This is a genomic window from Paenibacillus sp. LPE1-1-1.1, from assembly GCF_040676435.1.
In the GTDB taxonomy this organism is placed as follows: domain Bacteria; phylum Bacillota; class Bacilli; order Paenibacillales; family Paenibacillaceae; genus Pristimantibacillus.
Map to the genome: position 1 here is coordinate 52,568 of NZ_JBEGHY010000023.1, position 20,649 is coordinate 73,216.

Annotated in this window: 16 protein-coding genes and 2 pseudogenes; 13 read left to right on the forward strand and 5 right to left on the reverse strand. The window is 42.8% G+C overall.

The features are described from left to right. Positions 1-4: 4 nt before the first annotated feature. Positions 5-586 carry an NAD(P)H-dependent oxidoreductase gene (locus MRBLPE1_RS17095; RefSeq protein WP_364147504.1) on the reverse strand — a complete coding sequence of 194 codons (582 nt, stop codon included), beginning with the start codon at positions 584-586 and terminating at the stop codon, positions 5-7. Between the two features lie 116 nt (positions 587-702). On the opposite strand from MRBLPE1_RS17095, the gene MRBLPE1_RS17100 reads away from it, so the two are divergent. Further along, positions 703-1,737 carry an AraC family transcriptional regulator gene (locus MRBLPE1_RS17100; RefSeq protein ID WP_364147507.1) on the forward strand — a complete coding sequence of 345 codons (1,035 nt, stop codon included), beginning with the start codon at positions 703-705 and terminating at the stop codon, positions 1,735-1,737. 318 nt (positions 1,738-2,055) lie between these two features. Here MRBLPE1_RS17100 and MRBLPE1_RS17105 read toward each other — a convergent pair whose 3' ends face one another. After that, complete coding sequence (locus tag MRBLPE1_RS17105) at positions 2,056-2,250, reverse strand: hypothetical protein (protein ID WP_364147509.1); 195 nt, start codon at positions 2,248-2,250, stop codon at positions 2,056-2,058. A 263-nt stretch (positions 2,251-2,513) separates the two neighbouring features. On the opposite strand from MRBLPE1_RS17105, the gene MRBLPE1_RS17110 reads away from it, so the two are divergent. The 3 genes from MRBLPE1_RS17110 to MRBLPE1_RS17120 are packed head-to-tail and all read left to right on the forward strand — an operon-like array spanning position 2,514 to position 6,150. Further along, a complete protein-coding gene (locus MRBLPE1_RS17110) occupies positions 2,514-3,965 on the forward strand; it encodes a spore germination protein (protein WP_364147512.1) in 1,452 nt (483 codons plus the stop codon). 23 nt (positions 3,966-3,988) lie between these two features. After that, entirely contained in the window at positions 3,989-5,077 is a 1,089-nt protein-coding gene (locus MRBLPE1_RS17115) for a GerAB/ArcD/ProY family transporter (RefSeq protein WP_364147515.1), read from the forward strand. Further along, positions 5,074-6,150, forward strand: a complete 1,077-nt coding sequence (locus MRBLPE1_RS17120) for a Ger(x)C family spore germination protein (protein WP_364147517.1) — start codon at positions 5,074-5,076, stop codon at positions 6,148-6,150. Before MRBLPE1_RS17115 ends, MRBLPE1_RS17120 begins: the two co-directional genes overlap by 4 nt. A gap of 374 nt (positions 6,151-6,524) precedes the next feature. Here MRBLPE1_RS17120 and MRBLPE1_RS17125 read toward each other — a convergent pair whose 3' ends face one another. Continuing rightward, positions 6,525-6,821 (reverse strand): spore germination protein, encoded by a 297-nt coding sequence (locus MRBLPE1_RS17125; protein WP_364147519.1) that lies wholly within the window; start codon positions 6,819-6,821, stop codon positions 6,525-6,527. 1,094 nt (positions 6,822-7,915) lie between these two features. Between MRBLPE1_RS17125 and MRBLPE1_RS17130 the strand changes: the two genes are divergently transcribed. Both MRBLPE1_RS17130 and MRBLPE1_RS17135 read left to right on the forward strand, forming a co-directional pair. Beyond that, positions 7,916-8,557 (forward strand): FMN-dependent NADH-azoreductase, encoded by a 642-nt coding sequence (locus MRBLPE1_RS17130; RefSeq protein ID WP_364147522.1) that lies wholly within the window; start codon positions 7,916-7,918, stop codon positions 8,555-8,557. Positions 8,558-9,182: 625 nt separating this feature from the next. Further along, on the forward strand, positions 9,183-9,416 hold the full coding sequence (locus MRBLPE1_RS17135; protein ID WP_364147525.1) for an SDR family oxidoreductase: 234 nt from the start codon (positions 9,183-9,185) through the stop codon (positions 9,414-9,416). 94 nt (positions 9,417-9,510) lie between these two features. On the opposite strand, the pseudogene MRBLPE1_RS17140 reads toward MRBLPE1_RS17135, so the two are convergent. After that, positions 9,511-9,606: pseudogene (locus MRBLPE1_RS17140) on the reverse strand (IS3 family transposase); the annotation flags it as partial. A gap of 292 nt (positions 9,607-9,898) precedes the next feature. Between MRBLPE1_RS17140 and MRBLPE1_RS17145 the strand changes: the two are divergent. The 3 genes from MRBLPE1_RS17145 (at position 9,899) to MRBLPE1_RS17155 (ending at position 12,911) form a co-directional block, all read left to right on the forward strand. Further along, a complete protein-coding gene (locus MRBLPE1_RS17145; protein WP_364147527.1) occupies positions 9,899-10,807 on the forward strand; it encodes an RNA polymerase sigma-70 factor in 909 nt (302 codons plus the stop codon). Between the two features lie 709 nt (positions 10,808-11,516). Beyond that, complete coding sequence (locus MRBLPE1_RS17150) at positions 11,517-11,996, forward strand: carboxymuconolactone decarboxylase family protein (protein WP_364147530.1); 480 nt, start codon at positions 11,517-11,519, stop codon at positions 11,994-11,996. Between the two features lie 150 nt (positions 11,997-12,146). After that, a complete protein-coding gene (locus tag MRBLPE1_RS17155; RefSeq protein WP_364147533.1) occupies positions 12,147-12,911 on the forward strand; it encodes an SDR family oxidoreductase in 765 nt (254 codons plus the stop codon). Between the two features lie 1,407 nt (positions 12,912-14,318). Here the strand turns inward: MRBLPE1_RS17155 and MRBLPE1_RS17160 are convergent. Further along, positions 14,319-15,513 (reverse strand): annotated as a pseudogene (locus MRBLPE1_RS17160) (IS110 family transposase). Between the two features lie 363 nt (positions 15,514-15,876). On the opposite strand from MRBLPE1_RS17160, the gene MRBLPE1_RS17165 reads away from it, so the two are divergent. The 4 genes from MRBLPE1_RS17165 to MRBLPE1_RS17180 all read left to right on the forward strand — a co-directional run bounded on the left by MRBLPE1_RS17165 (position 15,877) and on the right by MRBLPE1_RS17180 (position 20,634). After that, complete coding sequence (locus tag MRBLPE1_RS17165) at positions 15,877-16,401, forward strand: helix-turn-helix domain-containing protein (RefSeq protein ID WP_364147536.1); 525 nt, start codon at positions 15,877-15,879, stop codon at positions 16,399-16,401. Positions 16,402-16,687: 286 nt separating this feature from the next. Continuing rightward, a complete protein-coding gene (locus tag MRBLPE1_RS17170; protein ID WP_364147539.1) occupies positions 16,688-18,421 on the forward strand; it encodes a metallophosphoesterase family protein in 1,734 nt (577 codons plus the stop codon). A 102-nt stretch (positions 18,422-18,523) separates the two neighbouring features. Further along, positions 18,524-18,781, forward strand: coding sequence for a hypothetical protein (locus tag MRBLPE1_RS17175; protein WP_364149798.1), 258 nt, complete (start codon positions 18,524-18,526; stop codon positions 18,779-18,781). Positions 18,782-19,023: 242 nt separating this feature from the next. Continuing rightward, complete coding sequence (locus MRBLPE1_RS17180) at positions 19,024-20,634, forward strand: response regulator (protein ID WP_364147541.1); 1,611 nt, start codon at positions 19,024-19,026, stop codon at positions 20,632-20,634. Positions 20,635-20,649: the final 15 nt, after the last annotated feature.

Here is a 20,649-nt window from a genome sequence, read left to right on the forward strand (position 1 = left end):
GCGATCATCCCCTTTTAGCTCCGAGTCCCTCGACTTTCAGTAACCTTTGATCCAGCACCTCTCTAGTCTTAAACTTAACCATTGGGATAACGGTGGTTTTTACAGGTTTGATACCGATGTAATGCAGAATGTTGCTCTTCATAATAAGGAAGTTGGCCCTCTTTAAAAATAGATAGTAGTACCAGAGTGGAGTATCCATCGTCACGATGAGGCGTGCGGTTTTCCCCTTAAGCAGCGGCTTGGTCAATAAAGAATTAGGTTTGGAGTTGAAGGCGAAGCCTGGTAGAAGCACCCGGTCGAAGAAGCCCTTCATGATCGCCGGCATCGAGCCCCACCAATTAGGATAGACGAATACAAGATGATCTGCCCAGCGGATCGTCTCCTGCGCAGCTACTAAATCAGGCTCTAAATCCGTCCGCTTATGGTAGCCGTACTTCAGATTGGGAGTGAACTCGATCTGTCCGAGATCAATGACACGAACATCCGCTCCACTGCTTTTTGCACCTTTCGTATAGGCTTGTGCTAGCGCGTTGCAATAGCTTTCAGGATTTGGGTGTCCGATGATTACAGCAATTTTATTTTTCATTCTAATCCTCCATGGTATGATATTTATATCGAAATTATACATCCGCAGGCAGGTTGCAAAAAATGACGAAAAACGCGAAAAAGTTGATCATTCGCGCAATGGAAGGAAGAGGTTGAATGAACAGGGACGACGTATCCGTGTCTCTTGTGTTTCCAATAATGAAGTCGATGGCTCTTGGCGGGTACGAGTGGGATTCCTTTTGCGCTTACGCGGGGATGGATGCCGGTTTGCTCCGTAGCTCGGAAACTCGCATCGTTCAGGGTGACTTTGATAGTATTATCATGGCAGCTGCCCAATATACCGGTGATGACATGTTCGGGCTTCATCAGGGCCAGCGGATGAGCCTTTCTGATTTAGGGGTTCTTGGCTATGTCATGCTTCACTCCAAGACTTTGGGAAAAGCGCTAACGGCTTATCAGAAATATAACTTCATCGATTGCAGCGGCTTAAACGTTGACATAGAGGTTCAGGGTGCGGATGTCGTCATTTCCATGTTTCTCAGCAACTCACTGGAAGCTCCCAGCCGGCACTTCATAGAGGGGATGCTGGCCTGTACCTATCAGGCGCTGCTTGCGTTAAGCTGTCGAGCTCTCCCCATTAAAGAGGTTCGATTCATGCATGCCCCGCCTTCGCAGCTCGAAGAGTATGAGGTTGTATTTGGGATTATGCCGCTATTCCATCAGAAAGCCAATTCGTTTCGGTTCAGCAAAGAGATTCTGGATTATTCGATTGTTGGTTCGGATACGCGGCTATTAGAAGTCTTTCAAGCGATGGCCGAGGAGGTTAGAGCAAAGCTTTCCTCAAATTACTCCGGACTGGCGAGCAATCTGAACAAGTGGATCATCGAATGCATGCCGTCCCATTTTCCGAACCTGCAGGAAGCGGCCAAGGAGTTCTTGATGAGCCCTAGAACTTTGCAATCACGGCTAAAGGCGGACAATACTTCGTATAACCGATTGGCCAATGAGGTTCGCAAGGAGCTCGCTATCCGTTATTTGGCACAGCCGGAGTATACGGTCGGAGAGATTGCCTATTTGCTGCATTTCTCCGAGCCTAGTGCGTTCCAGACGGCTTTCCGGAAATGGACGAATTTGACGCCCGGAGAATACCGTCAGCGCGAGCGCGAGGAAGAAAGCTCGGGGCGGTTCTAAGGCATGCGCCGCCGCGACGCACAGCGCCTCGGCCTTTTTTAATATTGAAATATTTCATGATCCGAAAAGATTCTCGCTAAAAGCTGCGTATATCGCGGCTTTTACTATTATTGGACAATACATTCTTGGCGTGTACTTGGGCAATAATTATCACCTTTTTGCGAAACTATGAGGGAGATATCCCAGTTTGCTGTCGAAACATTTTGCTGAGGAAACGGGATTTTCGAAACCAAGCTCGAGTGCAATCGCTGTCATGGTCCACTCGGAATGACCCAGAAGCTGCAAAGCTTTCCAAATTCGAAGTTCTCAAATAGGTTTCTAGAAAAATTCGACAGGATTGCGTTCTCGATACGGGTCGGTTAGTAGCCCGTTTGTCAATGTATCAAGCGTCCGAAGCACTTCACCGGCCAAATCATTCCGGAAGAAAACGCAAAAGGACTCCACATCCTCCTCTTGATCAATGACCAAGTCGTAGAAACCAGGATTCAGTAACAAATATCGATTTTCATCCACGGTATAATAACCCCTATTGGTCCGGTAATGGATACTCCTCCCAAGTACACTCGTGCCTGTACTCAATAACTATCCATGTTATCCTGCACGTTAGCTTAATGAAGCACTGTCAGTTTCATTCTTTATTTTCCTAGTTTATAACTTTATTTTCTCAGTCTAACACTTAATTTTCTTCTGATACCGTGCTTTAATTCTGTATAATTATCCGTTTGAAGTGAGACAATGAAATCGAGAAATTGAAAATAGGAAAAGAGTGGTTAGATATGAATTCAGTCCCTCAGTTATGGAAGGAGCTTAGTGAATCATCGGATTTCGTTTACTACGAACATCAAACGGACACTGCACCTTTTTTCATCGGTTATTTTAAATCTCTCACGGAGCCAAAAGTCTTGCACCAGCATATCATAGGCTGCATGAGCAACAATTCGGACATATCCTTCGAGGATTTGTACCACTTGATCCCCGTAGCTGAAAAAGAAATATCCTTCGATTGGGACTTTATTCATAACAAAATTTTGCGGGGAAATGTCGCCATTCAATATGGTCATCAAAGCCATCATTGTATTTTGGTCAATGCAGCCGCATCCAAGGGTCGCAGCGTAACGATACCCGAAATCGAGTTCACTGTGGAAGGACCGAAAGAAGCCTTTGTTGAATCATTGGACATCAATCTCAACTTGATTCGCAAGCGAGTTCCCTTTCCCGAGTTCCGAATAAAAGAGCTTACTATAGGGAGTATATCCAAGTCGAGAGTTGCGATTTGTTACATAAAGGGAGTAACGAACGAACAATATTTAAATACATGCATTCAGCGCATAGAGGATGTGCAATTCGATCAAGTTACGGATAACACTTTGCTTCAACAGATGATCGAAGATAATTCCAACTCCATCTTTCCACAGACGATCGGGACCGAAAGGCCTGATTACGTTGCCTGGGCCGTATCAGCGGGGCAAATATGCGTTTTGAAGGACGGGTCCCCGACTGCGTTTTTTGCGCCTGTCAGCTTGGGGTCGTTTTTCATTACTTATGAAGATTATTATTTGCCATGGATTATTGCCTCAATATTACGGCTGATTCGCGTGTTCTCCGTACTGTTTTCCGTCTTTGCCTCACCAATATATGTTGCAGTTATGACCTATCACGGTCATGCCATTTCAAATGTTTTTTTGCCCACGATCGTTTCTTCGAGGATCAATGTACCTTTTCCTCCTGTCGTGGAAGTGCTCCTTATGGAGCTTGTCATTGAATTGTTACGGGAAGCGGGCGCCAGATTGCCTACGAAAATCGGACAAACCATTGGTATAGTTGGGGGTATTGTACTCGGTACGGCCGCCGTTGAAGCCGCGCTTACAAGCAACTTTTTATTGATTATTGTGGCGTTATCGGCATTAGCTTCTTTCGCTACACCTATTTTTCGAATGAGCGCTACCATCCGAATTCTTCGTTTTCCATTTATCTTCGCAGCGCAATTATGGGGGTTACTGGGTGTTTTTATCGGCATCCTTGCCTTGGTTGCGCATCTGCTGCGATTAACGTCTCTCGGAATGCCTTACCTGGTTCCTTTTTATCCTTTTCGCACTTCCGACTTATATGATACTGTAATTCGTCCTCCATATTCCAAATTTCATCATAGATTTAGCTATTTCAGATCGCCAAAACCCGTAAGATTCGATAAGGAAAACGCAAACGCTAAAAGAGACATAGACGAATGAATCAGCTTTGGGAGTGATATAAGATGAAGTCAATGGAACATCCACGTTTTACCATATCGCCTTTTCTAGTTTTCGTATTGATTCTAACGATGCAGTTCGGACCCGAGTATATCGCCATGTCGAACAAGCCGATTCAATTGGCTGGCACAGATACTTGGATCTCTGTTATCCTTTGCGGTATCAGTTTCCACATCGTCATTTGGATGATGTATCGAATTCTCAACCGGAATGAGACAGATCTTATTCATATTCATCAACAATTTTTCGGAAAATGGGCGGGCGGTGGTCTAAACTTTATCTTTATTGTTTACTTCCTGCTCACTGCAAGTTATCAAATACGGCTATTCATCGAAATTATACAAGTATGGCTATTTCCTGATCTTGAAACATGGCCGTTGGCTTTGACTTTACTCCTGCTTGTATATTACATCGTTGCAGGAGGTTTTCGAGTTATCGTGGGCATTTGTATGTTAAGTTTACTAAGGAATCTTACATTAATTACTTTGGTTTTTACAGCAGATTATTTTCATTTTAACAATTTATCGCCTATTATGGATCATTCACTGAACGATATCATCAGAGCAAGTAAGGAGTTTACATTTCCCTATTTAGGCGTGGAGACGCTCTTTTTCTGTTACACTTTCATTAAAACACCGAAAAAGTCTCAAAAATGGGCCCATTTGGCTAATTTTGTTATGATACTATATTGTCTTATGGGTATTTTCATTTCTTTGTTATTGTTCAAATCAGAACAATTATCAAATGAAATTTGGGCGCAATTAACCAAATATAAATTTGTTCATTTTCCTTTTATTGAACGATTTGAATTTATCGGCGCTGTTTCACAGATATTATGGGTAATTCCTATCATATGCTTCTGTCTTTGGGCTTCAAGCCGAACGTTTAAATTACTGTTCAATGTAAAACAATTGATAGTCCTGCCGATATTATTAATTCTGGTCTTTACCGCCGTATGTCTGATTCCAGGTCGTAATCTTGTCGAGACTGTTCAAATCATGTTATCTAAGATCGGATTTTACATTATTTATGCGTACATCCCATTTTTATTTATCATCGACATTGTCAGAATGAAAGTGAGAAGAACAGCATGAATCGTTTTTTTTTCTTACTATTGTTCACCTGTTTCCTGTTAACGGGGTGCGTAAAGCAACAAGTTTTGGACAAAGTTACTATTCCTATTGTCTGCGCCTACGACGAAGCGCCAAACGATCAAATCGAATTAACGATCGCGGCGCCCAAGTTTCAAGCTGGTAAACCAGATTCTGTTTCAACTATATTGTACTCAAAGGTTGGCTACACAAGTAGGAATATCTTACAATTAATAAACATGCGATTAAACCGGCCCATTAATCCAGGAAAATTTTCTGTGGCATTATTTGAAAAAAATTTGGCAGCAAAAGGGTTGGCAGACGAATTGGATGTGACTCTTCGTGACGCTCAATCTTCGCGCACGAAGTATATGGCTGTTGTCGATGGAAAAACAAAGGAAATGTTGCAAGCGAATTTCAGTTCAAATGAGGAAAAAGGAATGTTTTTATTTAATTTACTCGATACGAACGTACGGAACGGGCTTGTTCCCAGACAAAATCTTCACGACTTCGAGTACTCCTTTTTGGGCAAAGGAATGGACCCTTTTTTACCTCTCCTTAAATTGCAAAACAATCAAGTAGTGATTACCGGTTTAGCTTTATTTAAGGATGACAAGTATGTAATGTCTCTGAACGAAAAACAGATGCGCGTCATGAAACTTCTTCTGCAAAATGTAAAGCACGGTACTCTTGAAGCAAAGCTGGACAATGGATCTTACATCGCTGTAGTAAATGTCGGTTCAAAAGTCAATTATCGAATCGGGAAAGATGCGAAAAGTCCAAAAGTGACGATTTACATTATGCTAAAAGGTGAAATTCTTGAGTCCATGGGGATTCACTCTCCAAAACAAGAGCAGCAGAGAATAAAAGACCGTTTCGAAAAGGATCTTACCGCAACTGGAATGGATCTCATTCAATTGTTTAAAAAAGAAGGGATCGACCCGCTCGGATTAGGGGATTTTGTTAGGAGTAAAACGCGAAATTGGAATGAAGCGGAATGGAAAAAAGAATATCGAACGTTGAACGTTAGTTTGAATGTGAAGGTGAATCTTACGGAAATGGGAATCAGGAAATAAAGGTCTATTGCACACAGGCGCTATGGCAATATTCATGGTCAACCTAAAGAGAATATTGAAACTGATAAAATAAGAAACCGACTAAACTGGCTTGCTTAGACCATGATAAGACGATCCTATCACCTGAACCACACCGAATATGCGCAACATACATTTTGACCAGTGAACGATCCGATCCACGGTTTCGGGACATTTGCAACGGCTCGGAGACTTGCACAGACACTGCATACTGACCGTATGCCGAATCAATTCCTACTGCCAAAACAACCGCAAGCTCGTTAAGTTCTCTGCGGTTCCAGCATCCGGTCAACAGCATCGTCAGTATCCCCATATATATCAAGAGGAAGAGTGTTGACAGCAAGGACGGGTCCGTCTCATGGCCGTTGTCTCCGATTTGTCTTCCGATTGCCCGAGAACCAGAAGGGAAAACGAAGGATCGCATCACTCTGTTCGTCGCGGTTATATGGGGCAATCGGACTCATATAGGGAATATTAAAGGAACTCAATTTACATAAATGCACGATTAAAATATGACCGACCGTCAGTTCGTATACCCCGAAAGTCGCAGCCATGACCATGAACGCAAATCGGATGATGCGGATCGGAATGGACATAGCGTAGGAGGGAATGACAAAACTCGTAATTCCCGTAATGGCAAACATAATAACCATTGCTGCAGATTTACCCCCGTGCCTAAATTTCTCTTGGATATTATGGACAAAGCGGAAAGTACTTATGCAAATTTTGGAATTAATAAGATGAATTATGTCACACATTTACATCGCCAATTGTCATATTAGTGTCAAAACAAAAACAACAAACAACTGGAGGGAATAAGAGGATTTTCTTCTCCTGATTAAAGAGATTCTCATTTCCGTTGTTTTCACTTTATTGCTGCTATTAGGTATTTGGAGCTTGAACAATCAGAACAGAAAAGGGATGAAGACATATTGAAATCATTTGGAAATTGTCCGGTTTGTCTGGTAGGTATTGTTGAACCGGTTGGTTACGTCGAATTAAAGGAGGGACCGCTGGAATTCAAACTTGGTCAATTTCCACCGACAAACAAAGCGACTATCACCGTCGGGATGTGTAGTCGGGAACCATGTCAGCACGTAGGTATGGGGGCAGTTCCGGAATCCCGTACTCAGGCCAAGATTTTATTGAGGGATCTGATACTATCGCTTGAAAAAAGAACACGGTAAAACAATCCATTCCCGATTTTGACAAGAACATTATCTCATTCCCGACGGAGCTATTCTGTAGGTAAAATGATGAAGATCGCTTAGTCCGTCATTGAGCTCCCATGGAAGAACGCAATTACTTCCATAATCTGTGGTGTCGTGTGAGCGGCATGGATGGGTAACGGAGAACGATAGTTAAATAAGCATCATCTTTCGATGGTGCTTTTCTTATGCTCACTTACGCTAACGGAAACATTAATTGAATGAAATGGTTTTTAAACACTTTATATCTAGCCCCACCACAAATCATATTCTTTGTCGATTTAGGCTATATTACAGAAGATGAAATCAAACGTTTAGGCACTGGTTCAGGGAGGGAATAGCCGAAAATCGAATACTGCAAAACGTGATGTCCTGAAATTGCAATTACTTCAGATTTCCCGCTTTTTACTACCCTGCTACCGGTTGAACTATCATTCTCAAATAGCTATAAAATAAAAACTTGTTTTATGTCACACATGGAAGTCGCCAATTGTCTTATTAGTGTCAAAAAAAAAGCAAAGTAAAGGAGATTAACTAAAATGGCAAAAGTATTGTATATTACAGCTCATCCGCACGATCACCAGAACTCTTATAGTTTAACTGTTGGAAAAGAATTTATAGATGCATATCGGGAAGCTAACCCCAACGATGAAGTACTGCATCTTGATCTCTATCGACTAAACATCCCACAAATTGATGCAGATGTATTTAGCGGATGGGGAAAATTAAGTTCTGGCACTGATTTTAACCAGTTGAACACAGAAGAAAAAGAGAAAGTAAGTCGTCTGGGTGAACTGGTAGACCAATTTGTTGAGGCTGATAAATATGTATTTGTCAATCCAATGTGGAATTTTTCTTTCCCACCAGTTATGAAAGCATACATTGATTCTATATGTGTTGCAGGAAAAACCTTCAAATATGTTGCGGATAAAGGTCCTGTTGGGTTACTTGGCGATAAAAAGGCTGTGCATATTCAAGCAAGTGGTAGCTTTTATGCTCAAGGGGGTCCATTTGCAGACTTTGAAATTGGTCATCGTCACTTAACTATGATTATGAAATTTTTAGGTGTTCCTTCATTTGAAGGCATCTTTATAGAAGGTATGGCTGCAACGCCCGATCAAGCACCAGCAATTAAAGAGAAATCAATTCAACAAGCTCGTGAATTAGCTCGAAAGTTTTAACAAGGACCTCCATAATTAATAAGGCAACCAGTTTTTCTATGGTTGCTTTTTTTGCGTTTCATGTATGGGCTGTGTGTTTTCGACTTCTCACCAATGGGCGGCGCTTCAATAGAGAATGACGCGATTCGCTCAAACCGAGATATTAATAAATCATACCGTCGATGTAAAGCTTAACTTATTGGAGAATGCGGCCAAAGGAGCGATGGAGAAAGTTCTGCTATGGATGACCCGATGCTGCCACGTTGGATTGAAATGGCGCTATCCAATACCTTTACGACAGAGAAGCTTAGCATGAAAAAGTGGATCATGCCAATTGGAGCCAGCAGGAGGTGCGAAGGGGGCAAACTGACATTGCCCCGCGCACGGATCCATCGACGTTTTGGAATATAGTTCCAATAGTGGGAATATGCAGGTCCGCGTTTGTATTGAATACCATAGATGAGACTGTTATACATGCTTACAACAACCTTGTTAGCCATTAATAGTGCGAGGTAAGTCATTCCCGGAATGGTCAAATGGATTTGGATGTGAGAATCGGTACAAATTCTTGTCATTTATCGGAAGAAGAGTTTCTGACGTTCGACTGTAGGAGGACAAGAACATATATCTATAGAGATCCGCGCGTGTGAACGCGGTGGCGAGTGGGCCTGTCGAAACTGCTTTTCTTCGAGAGCGAATGGGACTTACAGAAGAGCAGAGGAGCAATAAGGTTAAGGAACAGGAGCGTCAGATGATCCCACTTGGCCGACGAGGTGAAACAGATGATGTAGCACGATGGATTGTGAACTTGGCCAACTCGGAATCAGGTTGGATCACGGGACAAATCATCGGAGTTGACGGCGGACTCGTAATATCTTGACTTATAGAATGCGAATATTAAAAAGAAAAAGAGATTAATAATTAGAGAAAAAGGCAGCCACTAGTTGAAGTGACCCCTAAAGTTAGACAATATTTTATGCAACCTGTTGGGCATGAGTTCGGTATTGTACCGGGCTCATGCCTTTTAATTTTGACTTGATGAGTTTGTGATTATAGTAATCAATGTATCGTGGCTGTCTTTTCCTCTTCAAAGGGATTTTATGTTGAATAGATTTTCGTCTTTACTGATGAATTCAGAATTATTGAGATTTATGTCACACATTGACCTCACCAATTGTCTTATCAGTGACAAAGCCAAAAAACTGGAGGAATCAATGATGAAAGTATATAATGAATTCCAATCTGCAAATCCGAAAGTATTTATTTTGCCTAGATAATTATTTAATGGAATAGATCATTTCGAATTGTTTAATAATAAGTAGATATAGGTGAGATTTTTCGAATGAAAGAAAGGCGGATATTATGCAAAGTTATACAATTTCAACTAATAACATTGAAGATTTGTATAAAACCTACAAGCCTCATTTATTTTCAATTGCTTACCGTATGCTTGGTTCTAGATCAGATGCAGAGGATATGGTTCAAGATTTGTTTATTAGCATACATGGATATCTAAATGACAATGTGAATAATATCAAATATTACTTAAGCAAAATGATGATCAATCGATGTTTGAATGAATTAAAATCTGTACGAAAAAAAAGAATAAGCTACGTAGGTAATTGGCTTCCAGAACCTACAGTGCAATTCATCGATAATAGTCCGTTAGATAACGTTGAGCGTCATGATACGATTTCTTATGCCTTTCTTATTCTTATGGATAAACTTACGCCATTAGAGCGAGCCGTGTTTATTTTAAAAGAAGTCTTTGCATATGAACATAGTGAAATTGGCGAAATGTTCAACAAATCAGAAGTTAATTGCCGAAAGATCTTTAGTCGTGTCAAGAAAAAAGTGGATTTATCCTCCCCAAAAGATGAAATGCTATCATCGCATCTTCTAGAAGAAAAGGAATTGGTGAATCGGTTCATTTCTGCCATTTCGAATGGTAACATACAACCACTGGTGGACATGTTAACAGAGGATGTCATATTGATTGCCGACGGTGGAGGAAAAGTGTCCGCCGCAACCCATCCTATATATAGCAGAGAACGCGTGCTCGAGATATTGAAGGCCCTTTCATCCAGTCGATTTCCCGAATCAAAGGCACAGCTGGTCGAGGTCAATGATCAACCAGGGATATTGTTAACAAAAGAAGGCACTCCAACCGGGGTTATTTGTTTTGAATGGGTTGTCCAAACGATGACCATTCAACGAATTTACATTATAGTGAACCCAGATAAATTACAATGCTTAAACTGGATTCGATAGAGGCTTGAACAAACAGAACAGAAAGGATGTAGACACCTTGAACTTAAGCAATTGTCCGGTTTGCCTGGTAGGTGTTGTTGAGCCTTTTGGTTACATCGAATTAAAGGAAGGATCGCTGTCGGGATGTGTACTCGGGAACCATGTCAGCATGTAGGAATAGGTGTAACTCGGGAAACCCCTACTCTGGCCAAAAGTTTATTGAGAGATCTGATTTTATCACTGGAAAAAAGATCAAGGTAAAAGCAAGAACGTGATTTCGTACTCGCGAGACGGTCAAAAACGACTAACCAATATCATCATCGTGAAGTTGAGGCCGAGCTGTCATCGGTTCATTTCGCCATATCAAGCCGGATGTTTTCATTAATTTATCAATGGTTCTCTTCTTTTTGTTTATTAGCAGCAGCCTCATTAAAAAACTATCGGATAATAAGAACATTATCCATTACAAGCCGCTTATATGCGGTTTTTTTATATGAGATAAAAACAATTCTCTATCCCGATATGGTCTTTCTAAATGATGGATATCCTTATGACGAAGGTAATCCTTAATTCCTTAATTAGTTGATACATCAGGTAACAATTAATTATGAAAAAGAAAAGTTTGTGGAAGTGGAAAGGAGTGAAGGGAAAATAATAAGAACGAATTATGTCACACATGGAAGTCGCCAATTGTCTTAATAGTGTAAAAAAAAATAGGAGGTACTCAGTTATGACACAACGTATCAATTATATGCAGCAATCACCAGAGCTTTTCAAAAAAATGGTGGAATTCAGCAATGCCGAGAAGGAAAGCGCAATTGAAGAGAAGATCCTCGATCTCGTTCACATCAGGGCTTCACAAATGAATGGGTGCGGATTCTGTCTGGATATGCACGTCAAGCAGGCTAAGATTCATGGTGAGAGCGAGCTTCGCCTCTATCACATTTCGATATGGCGGGAATCGACGATGTTTGTTCCACGCGAACGGGCTGCGCTGGCGTGGACCGAGATCCTGACCAAACTGCCTGAGCAAGGTGTGCCCGACGAATTGTATGACCGTGTTCGCGTGCAGTTGTCTGAAAAAGAAATCTCGGATCTTACCTTCTCGGTCATGGCCATCAATGCTTGGAACCGCATAAACGTCGCTTTCAAGAACGTACCGGGTTCGGCTGACGCGGCGTTTGGATTAACTAAAGCAGGTTTGAGCTAATCAATTGCAAAGTATAGTTCGCATGATCAAGGTCTTAGGGGCACTATATATGGCTATATCACAGAACAACAATCCAAGGCCTTTCATTCTTATCAAGAAATACATCAGAAGCCCCTTTTACGGGCTTTCTTACTAGGAGGTTCAACAACAATGAAGATTGTAGTTATTGGCGGTAGCGGACTTATTGGAACAAAACTCGTGAACAACCTTCGTCAGCTTGGCCATGAGGTAGTGGCAGCATCACCTTCCTTAGGCATTAACGCCGTTACTGGTGAAGGTTTGGCTGAGGCGCTTACTGGCGCAAAAGTTGTCGTCGACGTGGTGAACTCGCCTTCGTTCGAAGACAAGGCAGTTTTGGAGTTCTTCGAGACGTCTACTCGTAATCTCCTTGCTGCTGAAGCAACCGCTGGAGTAAGTTATCATGTTGCGTTGTCGATCGTTGGTACCGAACGCCTTCTCCAAAGTGGTTATTTCCGTGCGAAAATGGCTCAAGAAGAGCTAATCCAGAATTCCAAGATTCCTTATACGATCGTCCGCGCGACGCAGTTCTTCGAATTCGTCGGCGGCATCGCCGATGTGGCTACAGAAGGGGAAACCGTTCGTTTGCCTTCCGCCCTTATGCAGCCTATCGTTTCGGATGATGTTGCAGCAGCGCTGGTCGATTTCACACTTGGGGCGCCAGTGAATAGCATTGTCGAGGTGGCTGGTCCAGACCAGATTCGTATGGACGAATTCGTTCGACAATACTTTAGCGCAACTCAAGACAAACGTCAGGTGTTCACAGACGCCAAAGCGCTCTACTACGGATCCGTAGAGGTGAATGATCAATCTCTTGTTCCAAATGGCGATAGACCCGTGCGCATCGCTACGACACATTTCCAAGATTGGCTCAGCCGCTCTACGTCTCAGGGATAAGTCAGCAAGGCATGGTCGACGCCATAGTTTCAAATGCATGGTATACCGGGCTAACGAATCCCTCTTGAAACACTGAGCAAATGAAAAGGAGATCCGTATATCATTGGATCTCCTTTTTATTTACACCTTGATTCTCGCCACCAACTGATTCATCTGGATAAATAGGATCAAACGACAGTTTTCAGATTGAACCATACTTCAATCAATTTTCTGATCTCGAGTTTGACCGAGTGGTGCCAATGTAGTATATAATTGCCCATTCCGTCATATGGAATGAGTTTCGATATTGTCCCAAGTATTTTTGAATGAGTCAACATTTAAAAAGTAGGGTAGCAGGTTTTCATTCGATTCCCGACATTGCGCTAACAGGTACGATAGTTGAATAAAACAAATGAATGAGCAGGCGCTGCGGTGGCCTGCTCATTTTATTAAGCTTACAGGCACAGGCAGAATTGTGGAATTATTGCAAATGGTAAACGTAAGATATGAATATTATTATTTGCCATATGGCGTTATAGTGCATGCAATTATGTGGAAAATTAAGGGGTGGTAATTTGGAGGTTTTATTAGGATTTTTTGCAAATCTAATTTTGGTTTTCTTCTTATTTTTATTAATTTTTGGGCTTATACAATGCAGGAAAAACCAGTTCATTGCAGGCTTTTACTTCTTTCTTATTATCATAATACTTTGGATCTATGATTTTATTGCACCTTTTACAATAAGTCGATTCGTTGAAGTGAATCGCATTACACTACCGTTGGGAATGACATTTGGAGAGTTGATCACATTACTGACTTTCATTCCTAGAATTATAGAAGTTATTGCCTTTATCTTTCTAGTTGTTGGACTGTATCGAATGTGGAAATCTAATTCATTAAAACCATGAGGCTGATCTAACGGGTACTATAGCTCAATAACCCATGAATAGACTGCTGCGAAAAACGCGACTCAAAACTGTTATTTAAGCAGTTTGGTCGCGTTTCTTATTTAAGTAAAGTTGTGTCGTGAACTAAAACAGTTTTGTGTCAGTGTACACAAGGAGTCACCTTAAAAAGAGTGGCTTTTCTTGTTTTCAATTGAATCGTAACAGAATATTCATTCTGTTACGTTTCAGTTAAACCCTTATTTTCACAAATAGGATAGTGGTCTTAAGTTACCAGAACGGGGCTGCCGGAATAAAACGGTAGCCACGTTGAGCTAACGGGTACGATAGTTCAATAACACATATGGATGAGCAGGCGCTGCAGCGGTGGTCTGCTCATTTTATTTAGCTAAACCAGCTAATATCTTGTCAAGATTTTTCAATAGAAGATGGGGAAGATGATGCTATACTAATTACAGAGCATGCCAAATAACCCTCCAATAATGTGCTGGAAAGTTTTTTATGTGCTTCGTTTATTTTCCAATTACATTAATTCGAAGTACGCTTCTTTTCGTTTAAGCATGGCAAAGATCCAGTGCAGCAACTTGTTTACACAGGCGATCATCGCTACTTTGTGGGGTTTCCCTTCAGCTATTTTCTTGTCGTAAAAAGCTTTGAGTTTCTTACTCCCATTTCGCCTGAGCCCGCAGAGTACGGCCATGTACAAGGCATGCCTGAGTCTGCTGGAGCCACGTTTTGTGATCCGATTAATCGTTGCGGTAAACTTTCCCGAGATATGAGCACTTGGATCTACTCCAACGAAGGCAACGAGTTTTTTGGGGTGATTAAACCGATCGATCTCACCAACTTCAGAGATAATCGTTGCAGCGAGTTTTTCTCCGATGCCGGGGATGGATTGGATTATCTCATATTCTTCAACTTCATTAGCGAGAGCATCTATTTGCTTTTCGAGGGTTGATAGATGCTCTTTATAATGGAGCAGCATGCTAATGTACATATTCATACTAAACAAATGACTTTGATATGGCGCTTTACGAAATGGATTTCGAAGTGCCGCTTCCATAAGGCTCTGAGCCTTTTCCTTTGCCCATTTTTCAGAACGACATGCACAAATGACTGCAATTCTTTCCGTTAATTTAGCTTCTCCAGCACTCAGTACGGCCTCAGAAGTCGGGAATTCCAACAAAGTTTTGAGAGACACCGCAGCGTACAAAGCCCCGTATACGCCTTTAAACTCCGGGAATACCTGATCTAATACCGCTTGGAATTGAAGTTTGATCTGGACAAACTGACCCGTAACCGATTCATGCTGTCTAGTAAGATTGCGGAGGTTTAATAATTGCACGCCTCTCGTCTTATAATGTTCGAAATCTTCTTTGTAATAGAATTCGCATAAGGCATAGGCGTCCATGGCATCCGTTTTTACTTTGCGTAAGCTCGAGGACTTCTTCGCCTGATAAGACAGGATCGGATTGACAACAATGTAGAGGTAGTTCTGTTCTTCTAGAAACTGAGTGATAGGGGCATGGTAATGGCCCGTAGCCTCTAGAATTACCACTGGTTGTTGCCCAGCTATCCTTCAAAAGCTGAAGAAAACCCTGTAATCCCTCGCGTGTGTGAATGATGGTAAAACTCTTACCGTAGGGTAGTCCTTTGTCTAAGAAGGCCTGGCCCTGACTTTCCCTTTTTGCTATATCCAGACCAATTACTGGATTCATTCTCCGAATCTCTCCTAATGACTGTATTTGCCGGCAGCCTCTAGTCCTTCTTGCAGTGTCATAGCTTCGCTTGTTATGCGAGATCGTTGTCTCAACCAGCCTCAAACATGTTTCTACAAGTAGGGGGTGAACAGTTTAGTTCACGGGATCACGGTCCCACGGGCAGTTACGTTCGACCCCGGCTACCGTTTACTAAACCTCTCAAAACAAAAGAGGTCAACCAGAAAAAACTGGCTGACCTTATAATACGAACGGGCAGTTTAATACAACTAATGGTTGCAAAATCAAGTCAACGATTCAACTTGAACTCGATTTACGCTATTGTGTCCCTATGCTAACCTTAGTTTTAGGAGGGATGAGTTAATGATTGATATCAAACGAGTCGGAGAGATCATAGCAACCAACCGCAAAGAGTTAGCTATGACTCAAATACAACTTGGTGATATTTTAAATGTTAGTCATCAGGCTGTTTCAAAGTGGGAAAGAGGTGAGTGTTTACCGGATATCGATATATTGGTACAACTCGCCAAGTTTTTTAATAAGACAGTTGATCAATTATTGGTCCAAGAAGAGAATGGCAATGCAACCACAAAAATGATTCAAAATAATGATTTTAATGACATTTGGGATTCAGTCCTGAAGATAATAAAAAATAAAATATCTCAGCCCAGTTTTGATCAATGGTTTTCTAACACAACAGCAGTTCATATTGGCGACTCACTAATAATTTCAGGGCACGACACATTTGCCACTGACTGGTTATATCGGAGATACTCCTCATTGATTCTAAAAGCTGTAGATCACATTAGAGGGGATCGTGAATTAGAGATAACCTTTCGTTTTTCTGAGGGCTCTAACAATAAAGAGCGCATAACAATAGAACGTTGAACTAACGGAGAACGATAGCTCAATAAAACAGCGGCAGTCTAGGTTGTGCTACAGTAAAGGCTGCTATCCCGTTGGCCAGGATTCAACGGAGAACTATAGTTCGATACCCTCGCCAACAGGCTGGATCGTCCGCCCCCGCCGGCCGATGTTACCCGGCTGCAACAACCGTTGTCCGGAGCGCTATCATATTTACTTATTTTTATTATTTCTCTTACAACTGCTTTACGATGGTCGATTATAGTTTGATAGAATCAAAGACAAATTCAACATGAAAGTGAGGTACAAGATGATGAAAGAAGACAAGCAAAATCGACAGACGAACGAAAGCAAGAATGACGTTACGGATCAGGGAATGGATCGACTCACCTTTTTAAAAAGATCGACCCAGCTCGCCGGAGCTGTAATCGGCTTGTCGCTTGCGGACACACTTCATCCTTTGAAAGCGCTAGCGGAGTCCGGTTCTTCCGCGCGGCAGACAAATTGGAATAAACCAGATCTCGTCTTCCCGGTGATCAGCGATATTCACATCCAGACCTCCAACGACCAAAACCTGAAAAAATTCGCCGAAACGATGGATCAGTTGAACCGGGCAGCCCCGAGGCAAGATGCGTTCATGATGGTGGGAGATTTGACCGATGATGGCGCGATAAAAGAATATGACGACTTGTTGGCCGTCTACAACGCGAAAAAACAAGCCGATGCGGTCTCCTTGTGCGCCATAGGCAACCATGACTACTGGAACGGTTTATCTGTTGCCGATGCTCAAAATCTGTTTCTCGAAAAAACAGGAATGAAATCTATTTATTTTCACAAGGTGATTAAAGGGTATCATTTTATCGTTCTCGGCACGGAAGACGGCACGACAGAAGGAACTTTCACCGTAACGCAAATCGCATGGCTCAGCGAGAAGCTGAAGCTGGCGCACGAAGACGATTCGAAGAAACCGATCTTCGTCTTCCATCACCAACCGATCATCGGCACAATCTATGGCAGCGAATGGGGCTTCACAGTCAACAGAGATCTGTTCTACGATACTTTGAAACCGTACCCGCAAGTCATCTCGTTCTCCGGCCATACGCACTACCCGTTGGACGATCCCAGAATCATTCATCAAAAGGATTTCACGACCATCGGAACTTCTACCGGTGCTTATCTGTGGCTCGATGCCGGAAGAATCCAAGGGGAAGTTCCCGAAGGCGCCGATGTCTTGAACCAAGCCCTCATCGTGGAGGTTCACAACAACAAGGTACTGATCAAACGCCGCGATATCCATAACAATGACTGGACGGGCGAACCATTTGAAATCAGCTTTCCCGCCAATAAACGCAACTTCAAATATACGGACGCTAGAAAGGACAAGCAGGCTCCCTTTTTCAACAGGGACGCGATGCTATCCGTCGTTGACGACAAAACGACTTTAACCGGGCTGACCGTTATGCTGACGCAAGCGAAAGACAATCTGCTCGTCCATGACTATAAAATCGTCGCAAAAAACGCGGGAACAAGGGAAGCTTCCAAGGAATATCTCGCGTTCTCGGAATTTTACAAAGATCCGGTCCCGAATCCCTTGATGCTGAACCTCGACGGACTGCAGCCGAACACGACGTACAAGATCGAGGTCCATGCCCTTGACGCATATGGCAATGAAAGCAGAGAATCTTTAAAGGCTCTGGGTAAAACGCTCGACGGCGTAGTCAAGGATGTAACGATAACTTTGTCGAAAAATGAATTACTTGGCGTACAAGATACGATAGAAGTTACCGTCGAGAACGCTAGAGCACCCCAAAGCGATTGGATCGGGTTATATGAAGTTAATGAAAAGCCGGGAGAATTAGCCTCGATCTGGTGGATGTACACGCAAGTGACGGACGGTACATGCAAATTTACGTATGATCCGAGGTATATCGGTTACCCGGACAGGTACAAAGAGGGTTCGACGTACAAATTCGTTTACTTCTACGGCGGCGGCTACGATGCCGTAGCTTCGACGACCTTCACCATCGGCAGCAAAGCATCATAACGAAAAAGAAAGCCCTCGTTCATTTATTGCGACGTGCACCCCATAGAAGAGACATTGGAAAACCACCTGGTTATTCCGATGAATTCTTAGGGGTGCATTTTTATGGCTATTAAGGGACAGAAGTTTAAGCATTATCCGGAATGGGCTCTAAACAAACTGACGCCGAATGAGCTTGCGGACATCAAGAAGCAGGGTGAATTTCAATTCATAGAAGAGTGCCACCGTTTGTTGAAGGAAGGGAACTACCATCCTTCGCCTGTGCGACGGAAGTACATCCCAAAGAAGGATGGAAAACAAAGGCCGCTAGGCATCCCGACCATTCGGAGATTTGACGCGGTTTCAGAGTTTGAAAAACTTTAGGTAAGTAAGGACTAACTTAGAGACAATTTAACAATAACTTAATAAATGAAAATGGGATGGTTCAGTAGCTATATATGATCCATCCCGTTTTCTATTTTGAGAGAGAATAATTTACTGAATAAGGAACAGGGTGTATAGTGAGAGTGAATATATTATTGATCAAAGTTCAAGTTAGGTTATTATATTATTATTTTATGAAAGCGATTTCAGAATGTATCTCAAACACACAAAGAGGGATCGAAATGTTTAAACTGATGATAGTGGATGACGAATTATTAATGCGTATTGGCATTCGTTCCATGATCGATTGGGAAGCGCACGGATTCCGGATCGCCGCAGAGGCTGCGAACGGCAAGGAAGCAATCGAAATGGCTCACTCGGTGAAGCCAGATTTAATCATTACTGATATCAAGATGCCCGTCATGGACGGACTGCAGTTGATCCGCGAAGCGTCGAAAACTTTCACCGATTGCAAATACGTGATACTGAGCAACTTTGACGAGTTCCGGTACGTGAAGGAAGCGTTGCAGCTTGGCGCAATCGATTACTTGATCAAAAGCGAGATAACGCCGGAAGTTCTAGCCGAACTGCTTGCCGGCATCAGGCGGAAAAGGGAGCTCGGCGGCAGCGGGAGCCAGACCGTGATGTTGACGGCGCACATTTCACAAAGCCTCTCCCATCTGAAGGAAAGCTTGTTCAAAGACCTGATCAGTGGCTTGTTGGGCGAGAAGGAAGCGGCTGCGAAGGTGGAACAATTGCAGGCATGTGTGCGTTCGGAAAATCTGACGGTCATCAAACTTCGCCTCGACGGCTTTGCGAAAGTACGTCAGAAGTATGTGGAGAAAGATGAGAAGCTGTTAAGGTTCTCCGTTCTCAATATTCTGGAGGAAATTATACCGGGCAAGTGGAACAAAGAACTGGTCGTCGAAAGCTCATCCGAATATTTACTTATTGCCAATACCAGGGGAGACGACATGATGAGCGCTCGCTCGGAGATCGCAGAGCTCTGCGGCAGCATTCAGCGAACGATGAAAGATTTTATGAATATGTCCATTACTATCGGCGTAAGCTCCGTCGTTTCGGGATTTCGATTGATGAAAGCAGCATACCGAGAAGCGGATTACGCACTCAGGCGCAGTTTTTTTGCAGGGGGCGGACGTATTATATTCTTTGAAGACACGGAGGACTGTCCGAGTGATGAGATTGCGGAACTTGCGCCTAAAGAGGCGAATGAAGCAAACGCTCTTGCATTGAGCCACGTCCTTGACAGAAACAATGAAGCAAAGCTGACGGAGTTCTTCGACGCTTTTCGGGGCGAATTGGCGGCTAACAGGGCGAATGAACGTATGATCCGCGAGGCATATATTGGGATGACTGAAATTGTAGGCGCACACATGTCCTACATGGTTAGGTCCCGCCTGCAGGTTTCGGACAAACTGCCTTACGAAGCGGTCCTTTCTGCAGAGACGTGGGATGATGTTCATGGTATTGTGCTTGATTATGCGAGGCTTTGCTTGGCGGCAGAAGGTCGATCGGTAGAGCAGAGAAGCTATGCGGATATGGCTGTCGAAATGATACACCGATACTATGCAGAAGATCTCTCCCTCCAGAGCGTAGCCAGTCAAATCAACGTCAATCCGTCTTATCTCAGCCGACTGTTCAAGCAAGAGAAGGGTGAAAATTTTATTTCATGCTTGACCCGCGTCCGGATTGACCGGGCAAAGTCGTTTTTAGAGAGCCGTAAATATAAAGTATACGAAGTGGCGGACAAAGTAGGCTATCATAATTACACATACTTTAGCAAAATTTTCAAGAAGGTCGTCGGAGTCAGCCCGGAAGAATATCGAGGGTAATGAGGCAAGGCACGG

Bases quoted from the DNA above. Each gene is read 5' to 3' on its own strand.
- MRBLPE1_RS17095 (WP_364147504.1), bottom strand. From the start codon at position 586: ATGAAAAATAAAATTGCTGTAATCATCGGACACCCAAATCCTGAAAGC.
- MRBLPE1_RS17100 (WP_364147507.1), top strand. From the start codon at position 703: ATGAACAGGGACGACGTATCCGTGTCTCTTGTGTTTCCAATAATGAAG.
- MRBLPE1_RS17110 (WP_364147512.1), top strand. From the start codon at position 2,514: ATGAATTCAGTCCCTCAGTTATGGAAGGAGCTTAGTGAATCATCGGAT.
- MRBLPE1_RS17115 (WP_364147515.1), top strand. From the start codon at position 3,989: ATGAAGTCAATGGAACATCCACGTTTTACCATATCGCCTTTTCTAGTT.
- MRBLPE1_RS17120 (WP_364147517.1), top strand. From the start codon at position 5,074: ATGAATCGTTTTTTTTTCTTACTATTGTTCACCTGTTTCCTGTTAACG.
- MRBLPE1_RS17125 (WP_364147519.1), bottom strand. From the start codon at position 6,821: ATGGTTATTATGTTTGCCATTACGGGAATTACGAGTTTTGTCATTCCC.
- MRBLPE1_RS17130 (WP_364147522.1), top strand. From the start codon at position 7,916: ATGGCAAAAGTATTGTATATTACAGCTCATCCGCACGATCACCAGAAC.
- MRBLPE1_RS17145 (WP_364147527.1), top strand. From the start codon at position 9,899: ATGCAAAGTTATACAATTTCAACTAATAACATTGAAGATTTGTATAAA.
- MRBLPE1_RS17150 (WP_364147530.1), top strand. From the start codon at position 11,517: ATGACACAACGTATCAATTATATGCAGCAATCACCAGAGCTTTTCAAA.
- MRBLPE1_RS17155 (WP_364147533.1), top strand. From the start codon at position 12,147: ATGAAGATTGTAGTTATTGGCGGTAGCGGACTTATTGGAACAAAACTC.
- MRBLPE1_RS17165 (WP_364147536.1), top strand. From the start codon at position 15,877: ATGATTGATATCAAACGAGTCGGAGAGATCATAGCAACCAACCGCAAA.
- MRBLPE1_RS17170 (WP_364147539.1), top strand. From the start codon at position 16,688: ATGATGAAAGAAGACAAGCAAAATCGACAGACGAACGAAAGCAAGAAT.
- MRBLPE1_RS17175 (WP_364149798.1), top strand. From the start codon at position 18,524: ATGGCTATTAAGGGACAGAAGTTTAAGCATTATCCGGAATGGGCTCTA.
- MRBLPE1_RS17180 (WP_364147541.1), top strand. From the start codon at position 19,024: ATGTTTAAACTGATGATAGTGGATGACGAATTATTAATGCGTATTGGC.